Annotated in this window: 23 protein-coding genes; 13 read left to right on the top strand and 10 right to left on the bottom strand. The window is 63.0% G+C overall.

All coding sequences use genetic code 11. The features are described from left to right. Position 1 precedes the first annotated feature (1 nt). A complete protein-coding gene (locus DAES_RS11150) occupies positions 2–1,930 on the top strand; it encodes an ATP-binding cassette domain-containing protein (RefSeq protein ID WP_013515128.1) in 1,929 nt (642 codons plus the stop codon). A 7-nt stretch (positions 1,931–1,937) separates the two neighbouring features. Next, positions 1,938–2,429: a GNAT family N-acetyltransferase gene (locus DAES_RS11155; RefSeq protein ID WP_013515129.1), complete on the top strand. Its 492-nt coding sequence runs from the start codon at positions 1,938–1,940 to the stop codon at positions 2,427–2,429. Positions 2,430–2,535: 106 nt separating this feature from the next. Here the strand turns inward: DAES_RS11155 and DAES_RS11160 are convergent, their stop codons facing one another. Both DAES_RS11160 and DAES_RS11165 read right to left on the bottom strand, forming a co-directional pair. Beyond that, complete coding sequence (locus DAES_RS11160; RefSeq protein WP_013515130.1) at positions 2,536–5,550, bottom strand: proline dehydrogenase family protein; 3,015 nt, start codon at positions 5,548–5,550, stop codon at positions 2,536–2,538. A gap of 21 nt (positions 5,551–5,571) precedes the next feature. After that, the gene (locus DAES_RS11165; RefSeq protein ID WP_013515131.1) at positions 5,572–6,045 is read right to left on the bottom strand and encodes an Lrp/AsnC family transcriptional regulator; all 474 of its coding nucleotides are present in this window, start codon (positions 6,043–6,045) and stop codon (positions 5,572–5,574) included. Positions 6,046–6,206: 161 nt separating this feature from the next. Here DAES_RS11165 and DAES_RS11170 point away from each other — a divergent pair, with 161 nt between their 5' ends. The 7 genes from DAES_RS11170 (at position 6,207) to DAES_RS11200 (ending at position 11,986) form a co-directional block, all read left to right on the top strand. Continuing rightward, entirely contained in the window at positions 6,207–7,355 is a 1,149-nt protein-coding gene (locus DAES_RS11170) for an ABC transporter permease (RefSeq protein ID WP_236608405.1), read from the top strand. 20 nt (positions 7,356–7,375) lie between these two features. Next, the gene (locus tag DAES_RS11175; RefSeq protein ID WP_041271751.1) at positions 7,376–8,173 is read left to right on the top strand and encodes an ABC transporter ATP-binding protein; all 798 of its coding nucleotides are present in this window, start codon (positions 7,376–7,378) and stop codon (positions 8,171–8,173) included. A gap of 9 nt (positions 8,174–8,182) precedes the next feature. Continuing rightward, a complete protein-coding gene (locus DAES_RS11180) occupies positions 8,183–9,334 on the top strand; it encodes an MlaD family protein (RefSeq protein ID WP_013515134.1) in 1,152 nt (383 codons plus the stop codon). A gap of 13 nt (positions 9,335–9,347) precedes the next feature. Beyond that, positions 9,348–9,965 carry an ABC-type transport auxiliary lipoprotein family protein gene (locus DAES_RS11185; protein WP_013515135.1) on the top strand — a complete coding sequence of 206 codons (618 nt, stop codon included), beginning with the start codon at positions 9,348–9,350 and terminating at the stop codon, positions 9,963–9,965. A 3-nt stretch (positions 9,966–9,968) separates the two neighbouring features. Then, a complete protein-coding gene (yjgA, locus tag DAES_RS11190) occupies positions 9,969–10,499 on the top strand; it encodes a ribosome biogenesis factor YjgA (RefSeq protein WP_013515136.1) in 531 nt (176 codons plus the stop codon). 134 nt (positions 10,500–10,633) lie between these two features. Next, a complete protein-coding gene (locus tag DAES_RS11195; RefSeq protein WP_013515137.1) occupies positions 10,634–10,903 on the top strand; it encodes a hypothetical protein in 270 nt (89 codons plus the stop codon). A gap of 177 nt (positions 10,904–11,080) precedes the next feature. Continuing rightward, a complete protein-coding gene (locus DAES_RS11200; protein ID WP_013515138.1) occupies positions 11,081–11,986 on the top strand; it encodes a DMT family transporter in 906 nt (301 codons plus the stop codon). Here DAES_RS11200 and DAES_RS11205 read toward each other — a convergent pair. Beyond that, on the bottom strand, positions 11,931–12,821 hold the full coding sequence (locus DAES_RS11205; RefSeq protein WP_013515139.1) for a 1,4-dihydroxy-6-naphthoate synthase: 891 nt from the start codon (positions 12,819–12,821) through the stop codon (positions 11,931–11,933). The genes DAES_RS11200 and DAES_RS11205 overlap by 56 nt on opposite strands. 128 nt (positions 12,822–12,949) lie before the next feature. Between DAES_RS11205 and DAES_RS11210 the strand changes: the two genes are divergently transcribed. The 4 genes from DAES_RS11210 (at position 12,950) to DAES_RS11225 (ending at position 16,736) form a co-directional block, all read left to right on the top strand. Continuing rightward, on the top strand, positions 12,950–13,618 hold the full coding sequence (locus DAES_RS11210) for a TetR/AcrR family transcriptional regulator (RefSeq protein ID WP_157864851.1): 669 nt from the start codon (positions 12,950–12,952) through the stop codon (positions 13,616–13,618). After that, positions 13,606–14,700, top strand: coding sequence for an aminofutalosine synthase MqnE (mqnE, locus tag DAES_RS11215; protein ID WP_013515141.1), 1,095 nt, complete (start codon positions 13,606–13,608; stop codon positions 14,698–14,700). Before DAES_RS11210 ends, mqnE begins: the two co-directional genes overlap by 13 nt. Positions 14,701–14,844: 144 nt before the next feature. Next, on the top strand, positions 14,845–15,918 hold the full coding sequence (mqnC, locus tag DAES_RS11220) for a cyclic dehypoxanthinyl futalosine synthase (protein ID WP_041271754.1): 1,074 nt from the start codon (positions 14,845–14,847) through the stop codon (positions 15,916–15,918). Further along, positions 15,915–16,736, top strand: coding sequence for a menaquinone biosynthetic enzyme MqnA/MqnD family protein (locus DAES_RS11225; protein WP_013515143.1), 822 nt, complete (start codon positions 15,915–15,917; stop codon positions 16,734–16,736). The genes mqnC and DAES_RS11225 overlap by 4 nt, the downstream gene beginning before the upstream one ends. Positions 16,737–16,807: 71 nt before the next feature. Here DAES_RS11225 and DAES_RS11230 read toward each other — a convergent pair whose 3' ends face one another. The 7 genes from DAES_RS11230 to rpmJ all read right to left on the bottom strand — a co-directional run bounded on the left by DAES_RS11230 (position 16,808) and on the right by rpmJ (position 20,971). Beyond that, positions 16,808–17,701 (bottom strand): selenium metabolism-associated LysR family transcriptional regulator, encoded by an 894-nt coding sequence (locus tag DAES_RS11230; RefSeq protein ID WP_013515144.1) that lies wholly within the window; start codon positions 17,699–17,701, stop codon positions 16,808–16,810. An 83-nt stretch (positions 17,702–17,784) separates the two neighbouring features. After that, on the bottom strand, positions 17,785–18,315 hold the full coding sequence (rplQ, locus tag DAES_RS11235; protein ID WP_013515145.1) for a 50S ribosomal protein L17: 531 nt from the start codon (positions 18,313–18,315) through the stop codon (positions 17,785–17,787). Continuing rightward, entirely contained in the window at positions 18,305–19,345 is a 1,041-nt protein-coding gene (locus tag DAES_RS11240) for a DNA-directed RNA polymerase subunit alpha (RefSeq protein WP_013515146.1), read from the bottom strand. Before DAES_RS11240 ends, rplQ begins: the two co-directional genes overlap by 11 nt. 12 nt (positions 19,346–19,357) lie before the next feature. Continuing rightward, a complete protein-coding gene (rpsD, locus tag DAES_RS11245; RefSeq protein WP_013515147.1) occupies positions 19,358–19,984 on the bottom strand; it encodes a 30S ribosomal protein S4 in 627 nt (208 codons plus the stop codon). Between the two features lie 15 nt (positions 19,985–19,999). Next, complete coding sequence (gene rpsK, locus DAES_RS11250; RefSeq protein WP_013515148.1) at positions 20,000–20,386, bottom strand: 30S ribosomal protein S11; 387 nt, start codon at positions 20,384–20,386, stop codon at positions 20,000–20,002. Positions 20,387–20,473: 87 nt separating this feature from the next. Next, complete coding sequence (gene rpsM, locus DAES_RS11255) at positions 20,474–20,845, bottom strand: 30S ribosomal protein S13 (protein WP_013515149.1); 372 nt, start codon at positions 20,843–20,845, stop codon at positions 20,474–20,476. Between the two features lie 12 nt (positions 20,846–20,857). Continuing rightward, the gene (rpmJ, locus tag DAES_RS17360; protein ID WP_013515150.1) at positions 20,858–20,971 is read right to left on the bottom strand and encodes a 50S ribosomal protein L36; all 114 of its coding nucleotides are present in this window, start codon (positions 20,969–20,971) and stop codon (positions 20,858–20,860) included. Between the last annotated feature and the right edge of the window lie 28 nt (positions 20,972–20,999).

Consider the following 20,999-nt stretch of genomic DNA (forward strand, 5'->3'; position numbering starts at 1 on the left):
CATGGCCGTCGTCAGTCTTCGCGATATAGCAATCAATTTCACCGGCACGGCGGTGCTGGAACGGGTGTCCATGCAGATCGAGCCGGGCGAACGCGTCTGCCTGCTGGGACGCAACGGCGAGGGCAAGTCCACCCTGCTCTCCATCATCGAGGGCGTGCTGGCCCCGGACACCGGCAGCGTGGATTACGCCAAGGGCGCGCGGGTGGCCATGCTGCCCCAGGAGGTGCCCAAGGGCCTCGACGGCCTAGTCTACGACATCGCGGCCCAGGGCATGGGCGAGACCGGCAGGCATCTGAGCGCCTACCATCACGCCTCGCGCCTGCTGGCCGTCGCATCGGACGGGGATCAGTCAGGGCTGGTGGCCCGGTTCGAACACGCCCAGCATGCCCTAGAGGCAGCCGGAGGCTGGCCCGCCCATCAAGCCATCGAAACCGTGCTCTCGCACCTCAAGCTCGACGGCGACGCGCCTTTCGACTCGCTCTCCGGAGGCACCAAGCGGCGCGTCCTGCTCGCCCGCGCCCTGGTCAGCCAGCCAGACCTGCTCATCCTCGACGAGCCCACCAACCACCTGGACATCGAATCCATCAACTGGCTTGAGGATTTCCTGCTGCGCCAGAGCGCGGCAGTGCTCTTCGTCACCCATGACCGGGCGTTCCTCAGGCGGCTGGCCACACGCATCGTGGAGCTGGACCGGGGCAGACTCTTTAACTGGGACTGCGACTACGCAACCTATCTGGCGCGCAAGGAGGCAGACCTGGAGGCCGAGACCAAGCAGAACCACAACTTCGACCGCAAACTGGCCGAGGAAGAGGCGTGGATCCGCCAGGGCATCAAGGCGCGCCGGACCCGGAACATGGGCCGCGTGCGCGACCTGATCAAGCTCAGGGAGGAGCGGCGCGCCCGGCGCGAGCGCACCGGCTCGGCCAAGATGGTCATCCAGGAGGCCGAGCGCACGGGCAAGCTGGTGATCGAGGCCACGGACCTCTGCTTCGGCTTTGGCGACGCACCCCTTGTCAGCGACTTTTCCATGACCATCATGCGCGGCGACAAGGTCGGCCTGATCGGGCCCAACGGCGTGGGCAAGACCACCCTGCTCAAGCTCCTGCTGGGCGAGATCAAGCCCCAGGCCGGGTCCATCCGCCACGGCGTCAATCTCCAGATCACCTATTTCGACCAGCTTCGCGGCCAGCTCAACGAGCAGAAATCGGCCAGGGACAACGTGGCCGACGGCAACGACTTCATCGAGATCGGCGATGGCCGCAAGCACGTCATGGGCTATCTCAAGGATTTCCTCTTCTCGCCCGACCGGGCCAGGGTGCCGGTCTCGGTGCTCTCGGGCGGCGAGCGCAACAGGCTGCTGCTGGCCAAGCTCTTCACCAGGCCATCCAACGTCCTGGTCATGGACGAACCCACCAACGACCTGGACGCCGAGACCCTGGACCTGCTTGAGGAACTGCTCATGGACTATCCCGGCACCCTGCTGCTGGTCAGCCACGACCGCGCCTTCCTCAACAACGTGGTCACCTCGACCATTGCCTTCGAGGGCCAGGGCATGGTGGCCGAGTATGTGGGCGGCTATGACGACTGGCTCCGCCAACGCCAGGACAGGTCCGCCGAATCGGCCAGGGTGTGCCGCCCCAAGGCAGGAACGCAGGAAGCACCTGCAAAAAGGAAGCTGAGCTACAAGGAAAGATTCGAGCTTGAGCGGAAACAGGAAGCCCTCAAGGCCCTGCCCGTCCGCATTGAGCGGCTGGAGGCAGAGCTTGGGGCCATCCAGGCCCGGATGTCGGATGCCGACTACTACAAGACCCCCGGCAACACCATGACAGCCGATCAGGCACGGCTCGAAGCGGTTGAACTGGAGCTGAAAAATGCCTATAGCAACTGGGAAGAACTTGAAGCCGCCCTTGAGGGCGTCGAACTGGACTGAGAACACCATGGACACCATCACCATCCGCATGGTCGAGCCCGACGACCTGACCGCGTGCCACACCATCGAGGCGCGCTCGTTTCCGCCAGCCGAGGCGGCCTGGACCACGGCCCTGCGCACCCGCATCGAGACCTATCCCGAAGGCTATCTGGTGGCCGAGCTGGACAAGCGGGTGGTGGGCCAGATCAACAGCGGCTCAACCCACAAGGAAGACATCACGGACGAGGAGTTCAAGCATCTGGTGGGCCACGACCCGGACGGCGAGAACATCGTCATCTTCTCCCTCTCGGTGCTGCCCGAATACCGCAGCCAGGGCATCGCCAGCAGGCTGCTCGACGGCTTCATCAACCACGCCCGCGAGATGGGCAAAAGCAAGGTCATGCTCCTGTGCAAGCACGACCTCGTCCCGTACTACCAGCGGCGCGGCTTCATGGACGGCGGCCTCTCCTCCTCCACCCACGGCGGTGCCAGCTGGCATGTGATGAGCATGATGCTGTAGGCCCATCCGCCGGGCGCAACGCCAGATCCATTCCCGACAAAAACAGGCCGGGCCGGAATCATCCGGCCCGGCCTCTGTTTGACTTTTGTTGGCAAGGAGGGGCTGACTAGCTCAGCCAGTCGTCGTCCTCTTCGATGGGGGCAAAACCGCGACGCATGGTGTTTTCGCAGACCAGACGCGGGTCGAGAAACTGGAGCAGGTAGTCCGGGCCGCCCGACTTGGAGCCCACCCCGGACATCTTGAAACCGCCAAAGGCATGGCGCTCTACCAGCGCGCCCACGCTGGGCTTGTTCAGGTAGAGGTTGCCGACCCGGAACTCACGGGAGGCGCGCTCCAGGTTGGCCGGGCTGCGCGAGTAGATGGCCCCGGTCAGGGCGAAACGGCTGGAGTTGGCGATGTCGAGCGCCTCGCTCATGTCGCGGGCGCGCATCACGGCCAGGACCGGGCCGAAAACCTCCTCCTGGGCGATGCGGTGCTCCCTGGTGATGCCGTCCACGATGGTCAGGGGCACGTAACAGCCGCTGGCCTTGAGTTCGTCCGAGACCTCGCGCCTGACCAGCACATTGCCCTCCTGCTCCGCGATCCTGACATAGCGCAGGACGTTCTCCTGGGCGTGCTTGTCCACCACCGGACCCATGGCGTTGGCCGGATCCTCAGCCGGGCCGAGCTTGACGGAGTTGGCTGCCTCGGTCAGCCGCGAGACGAACTTATCGTAGATGGCGTCGAGCACGATGACCCTGGAGCAGGCCGAGCATTTCTGCCCCTGAAAGCCAAAGGCCGCGTAGAGCACGCCGAGCACGGCCTCGTCGAGATCCGCGTCGTCATCGATGATGATGGCGTTTTTGCCACCCATCTCGGCAATGACCCGCTTGCACTGCTGCTGGCCGGGGCCGACCTTGGCGGCGCGCTCCTGGATGCGCAGGCCGATCTCCATGGAGCCGGTGAAGGCGATGACCGCGACGGACGGGTGATCCACCAGATAGTCGCCGATGACCGATCCGCGCCCCGGCGTGTAGTTGAACACGCCAGCAGGCAGCCCGGCGGCCTTCCACATCTCCACCAGCCCCTGGCCCACGCAGGACGAGCTGCCTGCGGGCTTGTAGACCACCGGGCAGCCGGAGACGATGGCCGCCGAGACCATGCCCACCGAGATGGCCAGAGGGAAGTTCCACGGTGCGATGACCGCGGCCACGCCCTTGCCCTGGTAGAAGAGATGGCTCATCTCGCCCGGAGCCTGCCCCATGCGCCGGGGCTTGCCCAGGCGGATCATCTCGCGGGCGTAGTATTCGAGGAAGTCGATGGCCTCGGCCACGTCGGCATGGGCCTGATCCCACTGCTTGCCCACTTCGAGCACCTGGATGGCCGAGAAGTCGTGGATGTTGTCCTTGAGGTACTGGGCAGCCCGCAGCAGCACGGCGGCGCGCGCCTCGGGCGCCACGTCGCGCCAGGAGAGATAGGCGGCGGAAGCGGCCTCAATGGCCCTGTCCACCTCGTCCACGCCCGCCTGACAGACGCGGCCAATGATCTCGGCGGGGTTGGCCGGGTTGTAGGAGTCGAGGAAATCGCCGGTCTCCACGGCCTGACCGTTGATGAACAGCGGCACCGTGCCCCCTGCCCTGGCCCGCACCCGCTCGATGGCCGCCGGGAACGCCGTGCGCTCCGCCTCAAGAGTGAAATCAACCATGGGGAAGTTGCGGAATCTGCCAAGGCCCTCCTGGGAGGCGGGGGCCTTGCACTTGCTCTCCAGCTGGCGGCGCAGGGTGACCTCCGGATTCTCCAGCAGCCGATCCCGGTCTGTCTCGTCGGCAAAGGTCTGCTTGAGGAACGACTCGTTGGCCGTGTTCTCAAGCAGGCGGCGTACCAGATAGGCCATGCCGGGCAGCAGGTCGCCGTAGGGGCAATAGAGCCGGACGCGCCGGGCCACGTTCTTGAGCCCCTTGCGCACCGGCTCGGCCATGCCGTAGAGCACCTGGAACTCGTAGCGCTCTTCCGGAACCTTCAGGGCCGTGGCCAGCTCCATGACCGCCGCAATGGTGCGGATGTTGTGCGAGGCGCAGGCAAAGTGGCAGATGTCGCTGTTTTCGAGGATCACCTTTGACACGCGCTCATAGGCGGCGTCGGATTCGGGCTTGTAGGTCCAGACAGGCACGGGCCAGCCGTTCTGCTTGGCCATGACGGTCTCGTAGTCCCAGTAGGCGCCCTTGACCAGCCGGATGGAGACCGGGAACTGCTTCTCACGCGCCCAGGCCAGGAACTCGCTGACATCCTGGTCCACGCTCTTGAGATAGGCCTGGAAGACGATGCCCAGGTGGGGGTAGTCGGGATATTTGCTGCGCAGCCGCTTGTAGAGCTCGACCGTGGCCTCCTTGTACTTGAGCTGCTCCATGTCGATGCACAGGAAGCCGCCCATCTCCATGACCTTGCGGTAGACCGGCTCAATGCTGGCCAACATGCCCTCGGCAGTGCCGTCGAGGTCCACGGCCTTGGACTGGGAGTAGAAGGCCGAGGGTTTGACCGCCACGTTGACGCGGGGCGCGTGGCCCCAGTCCGCGTTGCCGCTGCCGCCGTCCAGGGCTGGCCATTTGTCCAGCTCCTTGTGGATGGCGTCGAGCACCTCCAGGTAGCCGTCGCGGTAGGCGGCGGATTCCGCCTCGCTGACCGTGGCCTCGCCCAGCAGGTCGATGACAAAGGCGAACCCGTCCTTGCGCAGCTTGCGGATGCCCTTGACCGCCTCCTTGGCCGTCTGGCCGATGATGAACTGGCGGGCCATGGACTCGATGTTCGAGCGGATGGTCATGTTCAGGACCTTGGCCACCAGCCCCCCGCCCAGCTTGGTCTTGGTGGCGCCCCATTTGAGCACGTCCGGGATGTTGGAGTCGTCGCCCGCAAAATATTCTTCGATATGGCGCGAGAGGGACTCCGAGGTGTTCAGGTATGGCAAAACATCAACAAATCGGAACATCTGGACCTTGAAATCCTCGTTTTTCATGGCCCAATCCATGACCTTTCCGGTCCACCACCCCTTATTGAAAACCGAAGGAGATTCGCCGGAAATGGACGCAAAAAACTCCCTGCCCCGAGTGATGATTCTCGGGTCCAGGGAGGAAATGTCTGTAGTCATCTGAGACTCCTTGAAGTAAGGCTATTCGTCGTTAACAGGAAGCGGGATGACGCGGGATTCCTTGACCGTGGTCAACACGATGGTCGAATTCGTGTCGCGAACCGCGCCAATGGTGCCGAACTTGGCCAGGGTGGCCTGGAGCGCCTCGGTATCCTCCACCCGCACCTTGACCAGATACGAGTCGCGCCCGGCAGTGTAGTGGACCTCAAGCACCTCGGGCAGCCGGGCGAGCTTTTCGCCCACCTCGGTGGCCCCCACGCCCTCTTCCACGCGAATGGACGTGAACGCGGTCAGGCCGCGTCCGAGCTTCTTGTGGTCCACGATGCACTCGTAGCCCTTGATGATACCGCTCTTGCGCAGCTTGCGGACACGCTCAAGCACGGCAGACGGAGCCTTGCCGACCTTGCGGGCGATTTCCGCGTTGGAGACCTTGCCGTCCTCCTGAAGGATATTCAGGATTTTAAGATCGAGGTCGTCAATTTTTCTGTTATTCATAGTTTAAAAAAATAATGTTCTTTTTTCTCTTTGTCAATAGGATGCGGGCCAGGCCGGGAAATTTTTCTCCCGCCGCACTTTTCATTTCGCAAGAGCTCAGATATCTTTGTCATTCCCATGAACCGGGCGGACCGCCCACAACCGGCCCCAGAGACACCATCGTGCCACAACACCCCCTGCCGCCGGGCCACCCCGGAGCTTCCGTCCTTGCCGTGACTGGCGCAGGTCAGCTGCGTTTTGAGATCAGGGGCAGGCTCGACGCACCGGGCACGGCCCATGTCTGGGACGAGGCGAGCCGGGTGGCCAGCGCCGGATCAGGCGGCGCGGTGGAGGCGGACTGCTCCGGCATCGAGTACATGGACGGCTCGGGCATGGCCCTGCTGCTCAAGCTGCGCGAGGTGGTGGCCGAGGCGGGCGGCACCCTGTCGCTGGTCAACCTTGCCCCACGGCACCGCCAACTCATCGACCTGACCGGGGACCGCCCGCTCCCGGGCTGGAACCCGGCAGACTCGGAGCGGCGCGGGCTGGCCGAGCGCGTGGGCCGGGCGACCCGGGACGCCCTGACCGGAATCCGCGAGATGGTCGAATTCGTGGGCGAGGCCTCGGTCATCATCACCCGGTCCCTGCTCCACCCCTCCAGGGTCCGCTGGAAGGACGTGCTGCTCTCCTGCGTCCATGTGGGCGTGGATTCCCTTTTCATCATCTCCCTGCTCGGCTTTCTGATGGGGCTGATCATGTCGTTCCAGTCCGCCATCAGCCTGCAGCGGTTCGGGGGCGAGATATTCGTGCCCAACATGCTCGGGCTGGTCATGTTCCGCGAGATGGGGCCGCTGGTCACGGCCATCCTGCTGGCGGCACGCTCCGGCTCGGCCTTTGCCGCCGAGATCGGGACCATGAAGATCAACGAGGAGCTTGACGCCCTGACCACCATGGGGTTGTCGCCCATGCGCTTCCTGGTGGTGCCAAAACTCCTGTCCGCCCTGGCCATGGTCCCGCTCATGACCTTGTTCTTCAATCTGGCCAGTCTGGTGGGCGGCGCGCTGGTCATGCTTTCCCTGGGGTTCCCCCTGGTGACGTTCACCTCGCGCGTGTTCAGCTATGTCCACTATAGTGATTTCTTCGGCGGCATGGCCAAGGCCCTGGTCTTCTCGATCCTGGTGGCGGGCGTGGGCTGCCTGCGCGGCATGCAGACCCGCAGCGGGGCCAGCGCGGTGGGGCTTTCCACCACCAGCGCAGTGGTCACGGGCATCATCTTCATCGCCTTTGCCGACGGCCTCTTTGCCGTGGCTTTCTACTACCTGAAGATATGAGGCAGGGCATGGAAACGGACATGGACACCACCCAACCGATCATCAGCGTGCGCAACCTCACCTGCGGCTACGACGACACGGCCATTGTCGAGGATGTCAGCTTCGACGTCATGCCGGGCGAGGTCTTCGTCATCCTCGGCGGGTCGGGCTGCGGCAAGAGCACCCTGCTCAAGAACATGATCGGCCTGTACACGCCCATGGCCGGGCAGGTGCTCATCGACGGGCGCGACCTCGTGCGCGCCAGCGGACGCGAGCGCGACGAGATCATCCGGAAATTCGGCGTCATGTACCAGATGGGCGCACTGTTCGGCTCCATGTCCCTCTTTCAGAACGTCATGCTCCCCCTGGAGGAGTTTACGGACCTGCCGCGCGAGGCCATGGCCATGATCGCCAAGTCCAAGCTGGCCATGGTCAACCTGGAGGGCGCGCTCTACAAGCTGCCCGCCGCCATCAGCGGCGGCATGAAGAAGCGGGCGGCCATCGCCAGGGCCATGGCCCTTGATCCCACGATCCTCTTTCTCGACGAGCCGGGGGCCGGGCTGGACCCCATCTCGTCCGCCGAGCTTGACGAACTCATCCTCAACCTGTCACGAACTCTTGGCATCACCTTTGTCATAGTCACTCACGAGCTGGAAAGCATTTACAAAACGGCTGATCGCGTTATCATGCTCGACAAGGACGTGCGCTCCATCGTTGCCCAGGGCGACCCCAGAACCCTGCGCGACACATCCGAAAACATCTACGTCAAGCGATTCTTCCACCGCATGCCCTCACCGGGCCGAAACGGCTCCGTGGCCGCCGCCCCGGCCTCTGAATAAGGACAGCAGATGATCAGGAAACAGGATTACTTCAAGCTTGGCGCGTTCATCATCGTCGGCACCACCATCCTCGTGGCCGTGATCATAATCCTGGGAGCGGGCAAATTTTTCAAGACCACCTACACCATCGAGACCTATTTCAACGAGTCGGTCAACGGCCTGGATGTCGGCTCGCCGGTCAAGCTGCGCGGGGTGAACATCGGGCGGGTGGTGGATATTGACTTCGTCCTCAACACCTATCCTGGAGCGAGCCAGGAAGAACGCCGCTACGTCTACGTCAAATGCGAAATCGAGCCGGACATCTTCGGCGAAATAAACAAGGAGAAATTCAGCGAGGCGGTGCGCGAGGAGGTAGCCTACGGCCTTCGCGTCCGGCCCACTTCCCTGGGCCTGACCGGCCAGCTCTTTCTCAACCTGACCTACGACAGCGATGACAACACCCCGCTCCTGCCCGTGGACTGGATTCCCATCAACAACTACGTCCCGTCCGTGCCGAGCACCATGGGCCGCATCGAGGCGACAGTGACCGCCATCAGCAAGACCTTGAGCGGCATCAGCCAGGAAGACCTCGGCGGCATCATCAAGGACATCAAGTCCATCACCGGAGCCATCGACGATTTCATCAAGGCCGAAGGCGGCAAGGAAGCGGGCCAGAAGGTGCTCTCCATCCTTGAGGAGACCCGGATGATCCTGGCCCGCACCAACCAGATACTGGCCGACCCGTCCACCACGCGGATCATTCCCCAGGCCGCCCAGGCCATCGCGGGCATCAACCGGATCGTCACAGAATCCGGTGACGAAGCGGTGGAGGCTGTCAGGGAGACGCGGGGGGCCATGGCCAGCTTCAGAACGGCCTCAGACGTGCTGGCAAAGACCCTGACCGACCCGCGCATGGACAAGGCCATGTCCGAGATCGCCCCGGCCCTGGAAAATATCGGCAGCGCCGCCCGCGACATGGCCGCAGCGGTGTCCAAGATCCACGCCCTGGCCAACCGGCTCAACGCCCTGACCGCCAGCGAGGAAGCGAACCTCCACGCCATCCTCGAAGACACCCGTGTGATCCTGGAAAACATCAAGGATATCAGCATCGAAGCCAAGCGCTACCCATCGGGCATGATCTTCGGCGGCCCGCCGAACCAGGCCAAACCTGAAACCGATTAACCGGAGCGCGACCATGAAGAAACCCCTCCTCCTGCTCCTTGTCGCGGTCCTGGCCCTGGGCTGCGCCGCCTGCGTCAAGATGGGCGGCAAGCCCCTGGACAAGCACTACTACCGCCTCGCCCCGGTCCGGGCGCAGTCGCTGCCAGCGCCGCAGGACGGCATCGTGCTCAACGTCCGCAGGCTGGCCGTGTCCGATCTTTACAACACCCGCGAGATCATCTACCAGCTGGCCGACGGGCGCATGGAGTCGGATTTCTACAACCTCTATTTCATCACGCCGGGCAGCATGCTCACCTCGGAGCTGCGCGACTGGCTGGCCGCATCGGGCCGGTTCTCGCACATCATCACCCCCGGCAGCATGGTCGTGCCCGACCTGATTCTGGAAGGTGCGGTCAACACCCTGTATGGGGATTTTTCGTCCACCCCGCCGGCAGCGGTCATGTCAATGCAGTTCTTCCTGGTGGATGAATCCACCCCGGACAACACCATCCTCTTTTCGAAAAACTACACGCAGCGGATTCCCTTAAGCCAGCCCACCGCGCAGGAACTGGTCCAGGCCCTGACCGAGGGCACCCGGACCATCTTCACGCAGCTGGAGAGCGACTTGGCGCAGGCACCGCTGAAAAGGTAACCCATGAGCAAGAAGAAACCCCTGTACAGGCCGGAAGAATTCGACGACCGCGAATTCGGTCCGAGCAAGTCCCAGCTCAAGCGCGACAGCGTGGAACTCCAGAACCTCGGCACGGAATTCGCCGCCCTGGGCGACAAGGTGATCCGGGAGGCCGAACTCCCCCCGGAACTGGAAGCGGCCCTGCTGCTCATCAAGGCCCTGACCAAGCACGAGGCCCGGCGCAGGCACATGCAATACGTGGGCAAGCTCATGCGCGCCTTTGACACCAGCCGCATCCGCCAAATCGTCGAGGCGGCCCGGCAGGGCCACGCCATCAGGAACGACTCCTTCCACAAGCTGGAAAAACTCCGGGACAGGCTGGTGGACGGCGACGACGACCTGGTGCAGCAAATCTTCGAGGCCCATCCGGACCAAGGCCAGCGACTGCGCCAGCTTGTCCTGGCCGCGCGCCGGGAAAAAGAAACAGACAAGCCCCCGGCCTCGGCCCGCGCCCTGTTCAAACTGCTGCACGCACTGCCCGCCACCGAGGATTAGGCCGCGCCCCGAAGCTTTCAACACGTGAACGCGGGCAAGAATAATCGCCCGCCCCCTTGACGCGGGCGGCTGCGGAATTATCTTCACTGCAATCGAACCAAACCGCAGCGAATCGCACCGGATAAGGAGATAGCATGGTCATTCACGAATATGCCGGAATCGTCACCGAGCTTGAGGATCACGACTGCCCGCATTGCGGCAAGCTCATGGAGCCCTGGCTCACCCCGCCTGAAACAGGCTGGGGCGTCATCCTGGTCTGCAGCAACAACGGCTGCCCCTTCTACCTCGACTCTGAAACGGACATCGAGAACAAGCGCGACGACTCCCATCTGGGCTGCCGCTTTGCCCTGGACCCCGGCAACAAGTACAAGCCCGTCAACGTCCTGGCCGTCTGCCCCCACTAAGCGCGACCCCCAGACACGATGAAACGGCCCCGCCCGGCATGCCTTGGCGGGGCCTTTGCTTTGTGCCTCCGTTAACCCAGGCCGATGACGACGATAACAAGAAATGATGGCTCGGCCCGTTCCCAAGCCGGTCCGCAGGTGATAGACCTGCCTACCCGCTGACAAAAGGAACATGCAATGTCGGATACGCAAGGCAAGGGTTTGGCGCTGCTGGCGCTGCTGCTGGCAGTGACGCTCTGGGCCAGTTCGTTCATCGTGCTCAAGGTGGCCTTCACCCGGTTCGACCCCATGGTGGTCATCTTCGGACGCATGGCCGTGGCCTCCCTGTGCTTTCTCTTCGTCTTCCGGCGGCTGGTCCGGACCGTGGAATACCGGCCCGGCGACTGGAAACTGCTCCTGTTCATGGGCGTGTGCGAGCCGGGTCTCTACTTCATCTTCGAGGCCATGGCCCTGACCTACACCGACGCCTCCCAGGCGGGCATGATCTGCGCTCTGCTGCCCCTCATGGTGGCGCTTGGCGCGCGCTTCCACCTGGGCGAGCACACCTCGCGGCGCACCTTCGCGGGATTTGCCCTGGCCATTGTCGGCGCGGTGGCGCTGTCCGCCGCCGCCACGCCCAGCGCCACCGCGCCCAATCCCGCGCTGGGCAATTTTCTCGAATTCCTGGCCATGGTCTGCGCCACCGGCTACATGGTCACCCTGAAGGGGCTCATGCCGCGCTACTCCCCCTGGTTCCTGACCATGATCCAGGCATTCATCGGCTCCATATTCTACTTCCCGCTGCTCTTCCTGCCGAGCACCGCCATGCCCACGACCTTCGATCCCCTCGGCATCGGCGCCATCCTCTTCCTCGGCGTGTTTGTGACCATCCTGGCCTACGGCTTCTACAACTTCGGCATGTCCAAGATCCCGGCCAGCCAGGCGTCCGCCTTTGTCAACCTGATCCCGGTCATCACCCTGGTCTTTGCCTGGTTCATGCTGGGCGAACGGCTCGCCCCGCTCCAATATGCGGCATCCGCCGTGGTCCTTACCGGGGTCTTTCTGAGTCAGGACCGGAAAGCGGCGCAACCGGCAACGGCCTGAGGAACACGGCCCGAAGCCGGTCCGGGTCCGCCCCGGGCATTGCCTCGGCCAGCAGCCGGGCCATGGCCCGCTCCCCGGCCTCGCCCACATCCAGGCTGTGGTCCGTGACAAAGGTGCGGATGTGTTCCCGGATGATTGCCTCGTCCATCTCCTGGGCATGGCGCCTGATGTAGCCCCACGCCCCTTGCGAGTTTGCCAGCGCCGCCAGCAGGCTTTGGCGGATCGCCGTGTTCATGGTCTGCGCCGCTCCCTGGCCCAGCGACCGCCGCATGGCAATGGCCCCCAGCGGGATGGGCAGGCCTGTGTGCGCCTCCCACCACGCCCCCAAATCGAGGATGCGCGCCAGCCCATGCTCGCCGTAGGTGAACCGCCCCTCGTGGATGACCACGCCCGCGTCCGCCCGGCCTGCGGCCACGGCAGGCATGACCTGGTCAAAGACCATGGGCGCGAGCCGCACCGAGACCCCGGCCTCGCGGCAGCACAGGCCAAAGAGCAGGGCCGCCGTGGTCCGCTGGCCGGGAATGGCCACGGTCTTGCCGTCGAGCGCAGCCAGACCGCCAGCCCCGGCCCGGCCCACCAGCACCGGCCCGACCCCGTACCCCATGGCCCCACCGGCCCGCAGCAGCACATAGGCGTCCAGAATCCCGGCCACCGCCGCTGCCGAGACCTTGACCACGTCCAGCCGCCCCTCGCTGGCCATGGCGTTGAGTTCCTCCACATCGGCCAGGGTCACGTCCAGACCGCCGGGCCAGGGGATGGTCCCTGCGGCCAGTGCATGAAATATGAAGGTGTCGTTGGGGCAGGGCGAAAAGCCGATCCGAAGCGCGTCAGGCATGGTATCCCTCTATATTTTCTACGCTCTTTTATCCTGTTGACAGGCCACCATGCCGGAGATACACATGGTGACCACCTGGTCACCATTAGCGCACCCGGCCCCGGAGGGCAAGAAGGACCAATATGGGAATGTCGCCCAACACATTCGAGAACCTGCCGGACGACAAGCGCGAGCGCGTGCTGGCCGAGGCCGCCCGAGAGTTTGCAGACCACGGCTACCATCAGGCCAGCGTCAACCGCATGGTCGGGCGGCTGGGCATCGCCAAGGGGTCGATCTTCAAGTATTTCGGCTCGAAGCAGGGAATCTTCGAATACCTTTTCGGCCAGACCGTGGCCGACTTCAAGAAACCCCTCAAGCAGATCAGGGACAGCGCGTCCGGCGACTTTTTCGAGCGCATCGGGCAGAGCCTGCTGGCCGGGGCCGAATTCATCACCGCCAATCCGCTCATCTACCGCATCTACCTGAAGATGGTCTACCAGGAGGGGTTCCCCCTGCGCGACAGATTCCTGGGCGAGATCAGGCAGGCTTCGGACAAGTACCTGCGCGGGCTGGTCACAGACGCCATGGCAACAGGCCAGCTGAGACCCGGCATCGACGCGGACATGGCCGTCCATCACCTGGACGCGGTCATGGACCGCTTCCTCCAGGCCTGCGCCATCCCGGCCCTGAACGCCAGGGGCGCGTCCCCTGGCAACACCCCGGACGCCCTCAGGACCAGAGCCGAAGCCGTGGTCGATTTCCTGCGCCATGGGCTCGGCGCGCACACCCAAACCCCGGAACACCAATGCAGATCCTGAAAAGCGATTTCTTCGACAACATGGGACTTGGCGACATCCGCACCAAGGTCGCCAACCGTGAGCGGCTGACCTTTGACGACGGCATGCGCCTGTTTAACTGCCCGGAGCCCCTGGCCGTGGGCGCGCTGGCCCAGCAGGTGCGCGCCCGGCTGCATGGCGACAAGGCGTTCTATGTGGTCAACCGCCACATCAATTACACCAACATCTGCGTCAACGGCTGCGCCTTCTGCGCCTACCAGCGCGAGGAAGGCCAGCCCGGCGGCTTTGTCCTCTCCCTGGACGAAGCGCTGGCCCGCATCGACGCCTCGCCGCTCCCACCCCGCGAGATCCACATTGTGGGCGGCTGCCATCCCCGCCTTGGCCTCGACTACTTTGAGGCCCTGCTCCAGGCCATCCGCCAGCGGCTGCCCGAGGCCGTGCTCAAGTGTTTCACCGCCGTGGAGATCGCCCATTTCGCCCGTCTCGAAAACATCGCCACCCGCGAGGTGCTTGAGCGCCTTCAGGCCGCCGGGCTGGGCATGCTCCCTGGCGGCGGGGCCGAGATATTCGCCCCAGCCGTGCGCGAGCGCATCTGTCCGCGCAAGTCCACCGCCGACCAGTGGCTCGCCATCCACGAAGAGGCCCACGCTCTGGGCATCAAGACCAACTGCACCATGCTCTTCGGCCACATCGAGGCGCGCGCCGACCGCATCGATCACCTCATCCGGCTGCGCGAGAGCCAGGACCGCAGCCACGGCTACACCTGCTTCATCCCCCTGCCCTTCCTGACCGAAAACAGCACATTGACCATCGACAAGCCCCTGACCGGCCTTGAGGAGCTGCGGACCATCGCCATCAGCCGGTTGATGCTCGACAACATCCCGCACATCAAGGCCTACTGGGTCATGCTCGGTGTCAAGCAGGCCCAGGCCGCGCTCAAATTCGGGGCCGACGATTTCGACGGCACCGTGGTCGAGGAAAAAATCGGCCACGAGGCCGGGGCCACCAGCGAACAGGGACTGACCCGCGCCGGGCTCGAAGCCATGATCCGGGGCTGCGGCTGCACCCCCATCGAACGGGATGCGTATTTCAACGAGGTATAGGAGTGCCTCCGGCGGCCAGGGGGAAGGGAAGGGGGAAACCCTTTGAAAAGGGCTCTCCCCCTTCCCTTCCCCCTGGATCCCCATCCCATCCCCTTTCCCAAACTTTTTGGCGGGGGGGGGGTGAAGGAGAACGAGAAGAAAGGAATGAAAGTGATAGAGAGAATTTTCAAGAAGGTTCTGGATGGGGAGCGGATCGGGGCGGACGAGGCCATGATTCTGCATGATCACGCGGAGCTGGCCGACCTGGGGTGGCTGGCCCACCGGGTGCGGCTGACCAAGCATCCCGAGCCGGTGGTCACCTATGTGGTGGATCGCAATATAAATTATTCAAACATCTGCGTGTGCTGCTGCAAGTTTTGCGCGTTCTACCGCGAGCCGGGGCAGGAGGGCGGATATGTGCTCTCGCTGGACGAGATCAGCCGCAAGATAGAGGAGACCCTCGCCCTGGGCGGCACGCAGATCCTCATGCAGGGCGGACATCATCCGCATCTGCCTCTGTCCTGGTATGAGTCGATGCTGGCCCATATCAAGGCCAACCACGACATCCACATCCACGCCTTTTCGCCGCCGGAGATCGTCTTCTGGAGCGAGCTTGAGCACATCCCGGTGGCCGAGGTCATCGCCCGGCTGCGTAAGGCAGGGCTCGATTCCATCCCCGGCGGCGGGGCCGAGATCCTGGTGGACGAAGTTCGCTCGCGGGTCGCGCCCAACAAGTGCCCGGCCCGACAGTGGCTGGCGGTCATGGAGGAAGCCCACGCCCAGGGGTTGCGCACCACCGCCACCATGATGTTCGGCCACCTGGAGACCGTCAAACAGCGCGTGGAGCACATGCTGGCCGTGCGCGACAGCCAGGACCGCACCGGCGGATTCACGGCCTTCATCCCCTGGACCTTCCAGCCGGACAGCACCGGGCTGGCCCACTGCCGCAAGCTGACCAGCGTCGAATATCTGCGCACCCTGGCCCTCTCGCGCATCCTGCTCGACAACGTGGACAACATCCAGGTCTCCTGGGTGACCATGGGGCCAAAGATCGCCCAGCTCGCCCTCTTCTTCGGCGGCAACGACTTCGGCTCGACCATGATCGAGGAGAACGTGGTCAGGGCCGCCGGGGTCTCCTTCAGCCTCTCGCGCAACGAGATCCACCGCCTCATTGAGGACGCGGGGTTCGCTCCCAGACAGCGGACCATGACCTATGGGCTGGTGGAGGCCCGGCCATGACCGTGCGCATCGGCAAGATCGGCTACCTCAACGTCCTGCCCATCTACCATCCCATCGAGTCCGGGATCATCGGCCACGGCTTCTCCATCGTCTCCGGGCCGCCCTCGGCCCTGAACCGGCTCATGGACGCGGGCCAGCTCGACATCTCCGCTGCATCAAGCATCGAATACGCGCGCCATCCGGAAAAATACTACCTCGTGCCGGACATCGCCATCGGCAGCCGAGGCCCGGTGCAGAGCGTGCTGCTCCTCAGCCGCTGCCCGGTCGAGGAACTGCACGGCCAGACCATCGTGGTCAGCGCGCAGACGCACACCTCGGCTGCCCTGCTGCGCGTCCTGCTGGCCGAGTGGCAGATCGAGCCGACCTTTGTCACCGGGGACGCCACGGCCATGCTCTCGACCGGCCACAGACCCCAGGCCATTTTGTGCATCGGAGACGAGGCGCTCAACCTGCGCTTTCACCCCGACTACCCGGTGCGCACCGACCTCGGCGAGGCGTGGCGCAACCTGACCGGGCTGCCTTTCATCTTCGGCGTCTGGATCGTGCAGCGCACCAGCTTTGAGCGCAACGGTCCGGCCATCAGGCAGGCCTGCGCCGCCCTGCTCGCGGCCAAATGCTGGGGCGAGTCCAATATTGCAGCCATGTGCGCCCTGGCCGCAGAGAGCAGTTGTCTGAGCCAGGCGGAAATGTGCTCGTACTTTGACGGGCTGGTCTATGACCTCGGTCCCGAGGAAATTGCTGGCATGACCCTCTTCTACCAGCGGCTGGCGCATAACGGCTTCATCGACGCGGTCCCTGCGCTGCATTTTCTCCCGTAATCCCGGCCCTGAAAACGCCAAAAGGCCCGGACGCTCACCGCCCGGGCCTCTATGGTGACAAATTCCAGCCGCTACCGGCTCAGGCAAAAATCCACAAACGCCTTGTACGCCGGGAACATCTGACGGCCCTTGTGATAGATGAGGTGGAACCGGCGGCGGCCCATCAGCTCGGGCACGTCGAGACGCACCAGGGCTCCGCTTTCCACCAGCTGCCGGGTGGCCAGTTCCGAGGTCACGCTGAGGCCCACGCCGCTCAGGACATGGGCAACCGCCTCGCAAGTGCCATCGACCCAACAGCGGACATTGATATCCTGCAAGCTCAGACCGATGCGACCCAGTGTATCCTCAAGGGCTTGCCGGGTAGCGGACCCTCTCTCGCGCATGACCCAGGGCAGCAGGGCCAATTGGCTGACAGGCACCGGCCCGGAGGAACGCGGCAACCAGGACGCGCCGCGAGAGGCCACGACCACGGTTTCGTCCTCAAGAAGCGCGTGCGCGGCCAGATCCTCGCCCTCCGGCTTGTGGCCGACAATACCCACCGGCCACTGGCCCTCCGTCACCTTGGCGATGACATCGCCGGAGTCGCTGGTATGCACAGTGAACGAGACCTGGGAATACTGCGCGCCAAAGACGGCCAAGTATTCCGGCAGCATGTGGTGGGCCGGAATGGTGCTGCACCCGATGACCAGCTCGCCCGCGACCGTGTCGCGCAGCACCTCAATGGAGGTCCGGGCCTGCTTGACGTTCTCGAAGATCGCCACCGCGCTGCGGTACAGGATTTCCCCGGCCTGGGTGGGAATGACTCTGCGCCCGAGACGGTCAAAGAGCTTAACCCCAAGCTCGGCTTCCAGATTGGCGACATGGGAGCTGATGGTCGGCTGCGAAAGGTACATCACTTCGCCAGCCTTGGAAAAATTCTGCAACTCGTAGACATTGTAAAACGCTTCGAGTTTACGGATGTCCATATGGCCCCCCCTGTCTGCAATCAAGACAGCCTCTGGCTGACAAAAAAAAAGGGCAGGTCCAAGACCTGCCCTTTGAGACTGACTTAGGCTTCCTTCGTGGTCCCGGATTCATCAGGCGCCGCGGCAGGGGCCTGCTCCGCCTTGTCAGCCGGTTCCTCGGCCTTCTTCTTGGCAGGGGCTTTCGCGGCTGCCTTCTTGGAGGTTTCCTTCTCAGGGGACGTCCCCTTCTCCTCCGCCTTGACGGGAGCGTCTGCGGCCTTCTTGGTCAGCTCGATGATGACCATGGGGGCGCAGTCGCCGGTACGGGGTTGGGAGAGCTTGACGATGCGGGTATATCCACCCTGGCCGCCCTCAAAACGGGGGCCGATCTCGTCAAAGAGACGCTGCACAAGCTGATGGCTGCCCAGGACCTTGTAGGCCTGGCGGCGGCAGTGCAGGTCGTCGCGAAGAGCCAGGGTGATGAGCTTGTCGACAACGCGACGCAGTTCCTTGGCCTTGACTTCAGTGGTGCGAATTTGCTCGTAGGTCAAAAGCGCACGGGCCATGTTCTTGAACATGGCGGTGCGGTGAGCACTGTCCCGATTGAGCTTGCACCCGGACTTTCTATGCCTCATTTTTCTCTTTCCTCTTCAACCATTCCTGGTATTTCTTGTCAAAATCCTCGACACCCATGCCGAATTTGAGGCTCATGGAATCCAGGACGCGACGGATTTCGTCCAGAGACTTGCGACCAAAATTCTTGGTCTTGAGCATGGCCTGCTCGGTGCGCTGAACCAATTCGCCAACCAGTTGGATGTTGGCCGCCTTCAGGCAGTTGGTGGCCCGAACGGAAAGTTCGAGTTCATCAATGCTCTTGAAGAGATTCGGGTTCAGGTCAATGGAGCTGTCCACTTCCTCCATGGTCTCGGAGGAAAGTTCATCAAAATTGATGAACACGGACAACTGGTCCTTGAGGATCTTGGCGCTGTATGCACAGGCATCCTCAGGGGTGACCGATCCGTCGGTCCACACTTCGAGGATGAGTTTGTCATAGTTGGTCATCTGGCCGACACGAGCCTGCTCCACGGAGTACGCGACCTTCTTGACCGGAGAGTAGCTGGCATCCAGAATAACGGCGCCGATCTCCTCGGTCAAACCTTCGTGCATGTCCGCAGGCACATAGCCCTTGCCCATGCGCACTTCGAGCTCCATCTTCAGGGGACGGTCCTCGGTCAGAGTGGCTATCAGCTGATCGGTGTTCAGAATTCTGACGTTCTGATTCTCCTGGATCATGCCGGCAATGACCTGACCCTTCTTATCGGCTTCAAGGACCAGTCTCTGGGGCTCGTCGGTGGTCATGGCAATGCGGACCTGCTTCAGGTTCAGCACAACCTCCGTCATGTCTTCGAGAACACCCGGCAGCGTCGTGAACTCGTGCTGCACTCCCTCTATGGAGGCGGCAACAATGGCACACCCCTGCATAGAGGAAAGAAGAACCCGGCGCATGGCGTTGCCAATGGTGGTGGCATAGCCGCGCTCAAGGGGTTCGCAAATGAACTTCCCGTATCTGATGTTCGACTTGCCGTCGCGCATCAGCTTCTCGGGTTTTACCAGTTCACTCCAGTTGCGGGTGTTGATGAGTTTGTCGCCGTTCTCAATAAGCATGAAGTCCCCTATTTACTTGGAGTACAATTCAACAATCAGCTGCTCGTTGATCGGGAACTGGATATTGTCCCGGCTCGGCATGGCCTTAACCGTGCCCTTGAAGTTGGCGCCGTCGGACTCAAGCCAGTCGGGGCAGCCACGGCGTGCGATGACTTCCTGGGCCTCATTGATCACGGGGATCTTGCGGGCTTCCTCGCGGACCTGGATGACATCCTCAGCCTTGACCTGCATGGACGGGACGTTCACCCGGCGGCCATTGAGCTGAAAGATGCCATGACGCACCAGCTGGCGGGCCTGGTCGCGGGAGTTGGCAAAGCCGAGGCGGAAGATCACGTTGTCGAGGCGACGCTCGAGGAGCATCAACAGGTTGTGACCGGTCACGCCCTTCATGCCGTCGGCGCGCTCGTAGTAGGCGCGGAACTGGCCTTCGAGGATGCCGTACATGCGGCGGACCTTCTGCTTCTCGCGAAGCTGGACGGCGTAGTCGCTCATCTTGTGGCGCATGCGTCCGGCGTGTCCCGGAGGGTAGGGACGCTTCTCGTACGCGCATTTATCGGTGTAGCAGCGATCGCCCTTGAGGAACAGCTTGGTCCCCTCACGGCGGCACAGCTTGCATTTTGCTTCAGTATATCTAGCCACGATTCATCTCCTTCATTAGACCCTGCGGCGTTTGGGCGGACGGCAACCATTATGGGGAATCGGTGTGATATCCCGAATGAAGGTCACCTTGAAGCCTGCGTTGCTGATGGCGCGCATGGCGGCCTCACGTCCGGAGCCGGGGCCCTTGACGTAAATGCCGACGGTGCGCATGCCGGAATCCTGAGCCCGTTTGGCCGCAGATTCCGCGGCCATCTGCGCCGCGAAAGGAGTGGACTTGCGGGAGCCCTTGAAGTGAGCGCCTGCAGAAGCCCAGCTGACGACATTGCCCTTGACATCGGTGAAAGTCACGATCGTGTTGTTGAACGTGGCTTTGACGTGTGCGATGCCAACGGGAATGATCTTCTTCTCTTTCTTTTTCCCAGATCGACGGGGTTTAGCCATTGCCTTGATCTCCGTTGAATAAAAGTCATTAAAAACGCGATTGCGGCTCACGCAGAGACGCACGCGCCATATTCATTCGTACCGGCGCTATTTCTTCTTGCGGCCCATGACCGAGCGGCGGGGACCCTTGCGGGTACGGGCGTTGGTCTTGGTTTTCTGCCCGCGAACGGGAAGACCGCGACGATGGCGCAGGCCGCGATAGCTGCCAATGTCCATCAAGCGCTTGATGTTGCTCGTGATATCACGACGCAGGTCGCCCTCGACCTTGTGGTTGTTTTCGATCTCGGTACGGATGACGTTGACTTCGTCGGCGGAAAGATCATCAGAGTTCTTTTGCCAGTCAACTTTGACGGTATCGAGAATCTGCAGGGCCATGGTCCGGCCGATGCCGTAAATGTATGTCAGCGCAATGTCCATGCGCTTGTTTCTCGGCAGATCAACACCAGCTATACGTGCCATAGTTATTACCCTTTATCCTTGACGCTGCTTGTGCCGGGGATTCTCACAAATGACCCGAAGCACGCCGTTGCGCCTGATGATTTTGCACTTGGAACACATTTTCTTAACAGAAGGTCTGACTTTCATGACCGACTCCAGACTGTCTTAATAAACA

The sequence above is a fragment of the Pseudodesulfovibrio aespoeensis Aspo-2 genome, assembly GCF_000176915.2.
GTDB lineage: Bacteria > Desulfobacterota > Desulfovibrionia > Desulfovibrionales > Desulfovibrionaceae > Pseudodesulfovibrio > Pseudodesulfovibrio aespoeensis.

Excerpts from the sequence above, each read along its gene's own strand:
- DAES_RS11185 (WP_013515135.1), top strand. The coding sequence starts at position 9,348 with ATGAAGAAACCCCTCCTCCTGCTCCTTGTCGCGGTCCTGGCCCTGGGC.
- yjgA (WP_013515136.1), top strand. The coding sequence starts at position 9,969 with ATGAGCAAGAAGAAACCCCTGTACAGGCCGGAAGAATTCGACGACCGC.
- DAES_RS11225 (WP_013515143.1), top strand. The coding sequence starts at position 15,915 with ATGACCGTGCGCATCGGCAAGATCGGCTACCTCAACGTCCTGCCCATC.
- mqnC (WP_041271754.1), top strand. The coding sequence starts at position 14,845 with ATGAAAGTGATAGAGAGAATTTTCAAGAAGGTTCTGGATGGGGAGCGG.
- rpmJ (WP_013515150.1), bottom strand. The coding sequence starts at position 20,971 with ATGAAAGTCAGACCTTCTGTTAAGAAAATGTGTTCCAAGTGCAAAATC.
- DAES_RS11180 (WP_013515134.1), top strand. The coding sequence starts at position 8,183 with ATGATCAGGAAACAGGATTACTTCAAGCTTGGCGCGTTCATCATCGTC.
- rpsM (WP_013515149.1), bottom strand. The coding sequence starts at position 20,845 with ATGGCACGTATAGCTGGTGTTGATCTGCCGAGAAACAAGCGCATGGAC.
- DAES_RS11240 (WP_013515146.1), bottom strand. The coding sequence starts at position 19,345 with ATGCTTATTGAGAACGGCGACAAACTCATCAACACCCGCAACTGGAGT.
- DAES_RS11155 (WP_013515129.1), top strand. The coding sequence starts at position 1,938 with ATGGACACCATCACCATCCGCATGGTCGAGCCCGACGACCTGACCGCG.
- DAES_RS11200 (WP_013515138.1), top strand. The coding sequence starts at position 11,081 with ATGTCGGATACGCAAGGCAAGGGTTTGGCGCTGCTGGCGCTGCTGCTG.
- rplQ (WP_013515145.1), bottom strand. The coding sequence starts at position 18,315 with ATGAGGCATAGAAAGTCCGGGTGCAAGCTCAATCGGGACAGTGCTCAC.
- DAES_RS11150 (WP_013515128.1), top strand. The coding sequence starts at position 2 with ATGGCCGTCGTCAGTCTTCGCGATATAGCAATCAATTTCACCGGCACG.
- DAES_RS11160 (WP_013515130.1), bottom strand. The coding sequence starts at position 5,550 with ATGACTACAGACATTTCCTCCCTGGACCCGAGAATCATCACTCGGGGC.
- DAES_RS11165 (WP_013515131.1), bottom strand. The coding sequence starts at position 6,045 with ATGAATAACAGAAAAATTGACGACCTCGATCTTAAAATCCTGAATATC.
- DAES_RS11210 (WP_157864851.1), top strand. The coding sequence starts at position 12,950 with ATGTCGCCCAACACATTCGAGAACCTGCCGGACGACAAGCGCGAGCGC.
- DAES_RS11230 (WP_013515144.1), bottom strand. The coding sequence starts at position 17,701 with ATGGACATCCGTAAACTCGAAGCGTTTTACAATGTCTACGAGTTGCAG.
- rpsK (WP_013515148.1), bottom strand. The coding sequence starts at position 20,386 with ATGGCTAAACCCCGTCGATCTGGGAAAAAGAAAGAGAAGAAGATCATT.
- DAES_RS11195 (WP_013515137.1), top strand. The coding sequence starts at position 10,634 with ATGGTCATTCACGAATATGCCGGAATCGTCACCGAGCTTGAGGATCAC.
- DAES_RS11175 (WP_041271751.1), top strand. The coding sequence starts at position 7,376 with ATGGACACCACCCAACCGATCATCAGCGTGCGCAACCTCACCTGCGGC.
- DAES_RS11205 (WP_013515139.1), bottom strand. The coding sequence starts at position 12,821 with ATGCCTGACGCGCTTCGGATCGGCTTTTCGCCCTGCCCCAACGACACC.
- mqnE (WP_013515141.1), top strand. The coding sequence starts at position 13,606 with ATGCAGATCCTGAAAAGCGATTTCTTCGACAACATGGGACTTGGCGAC.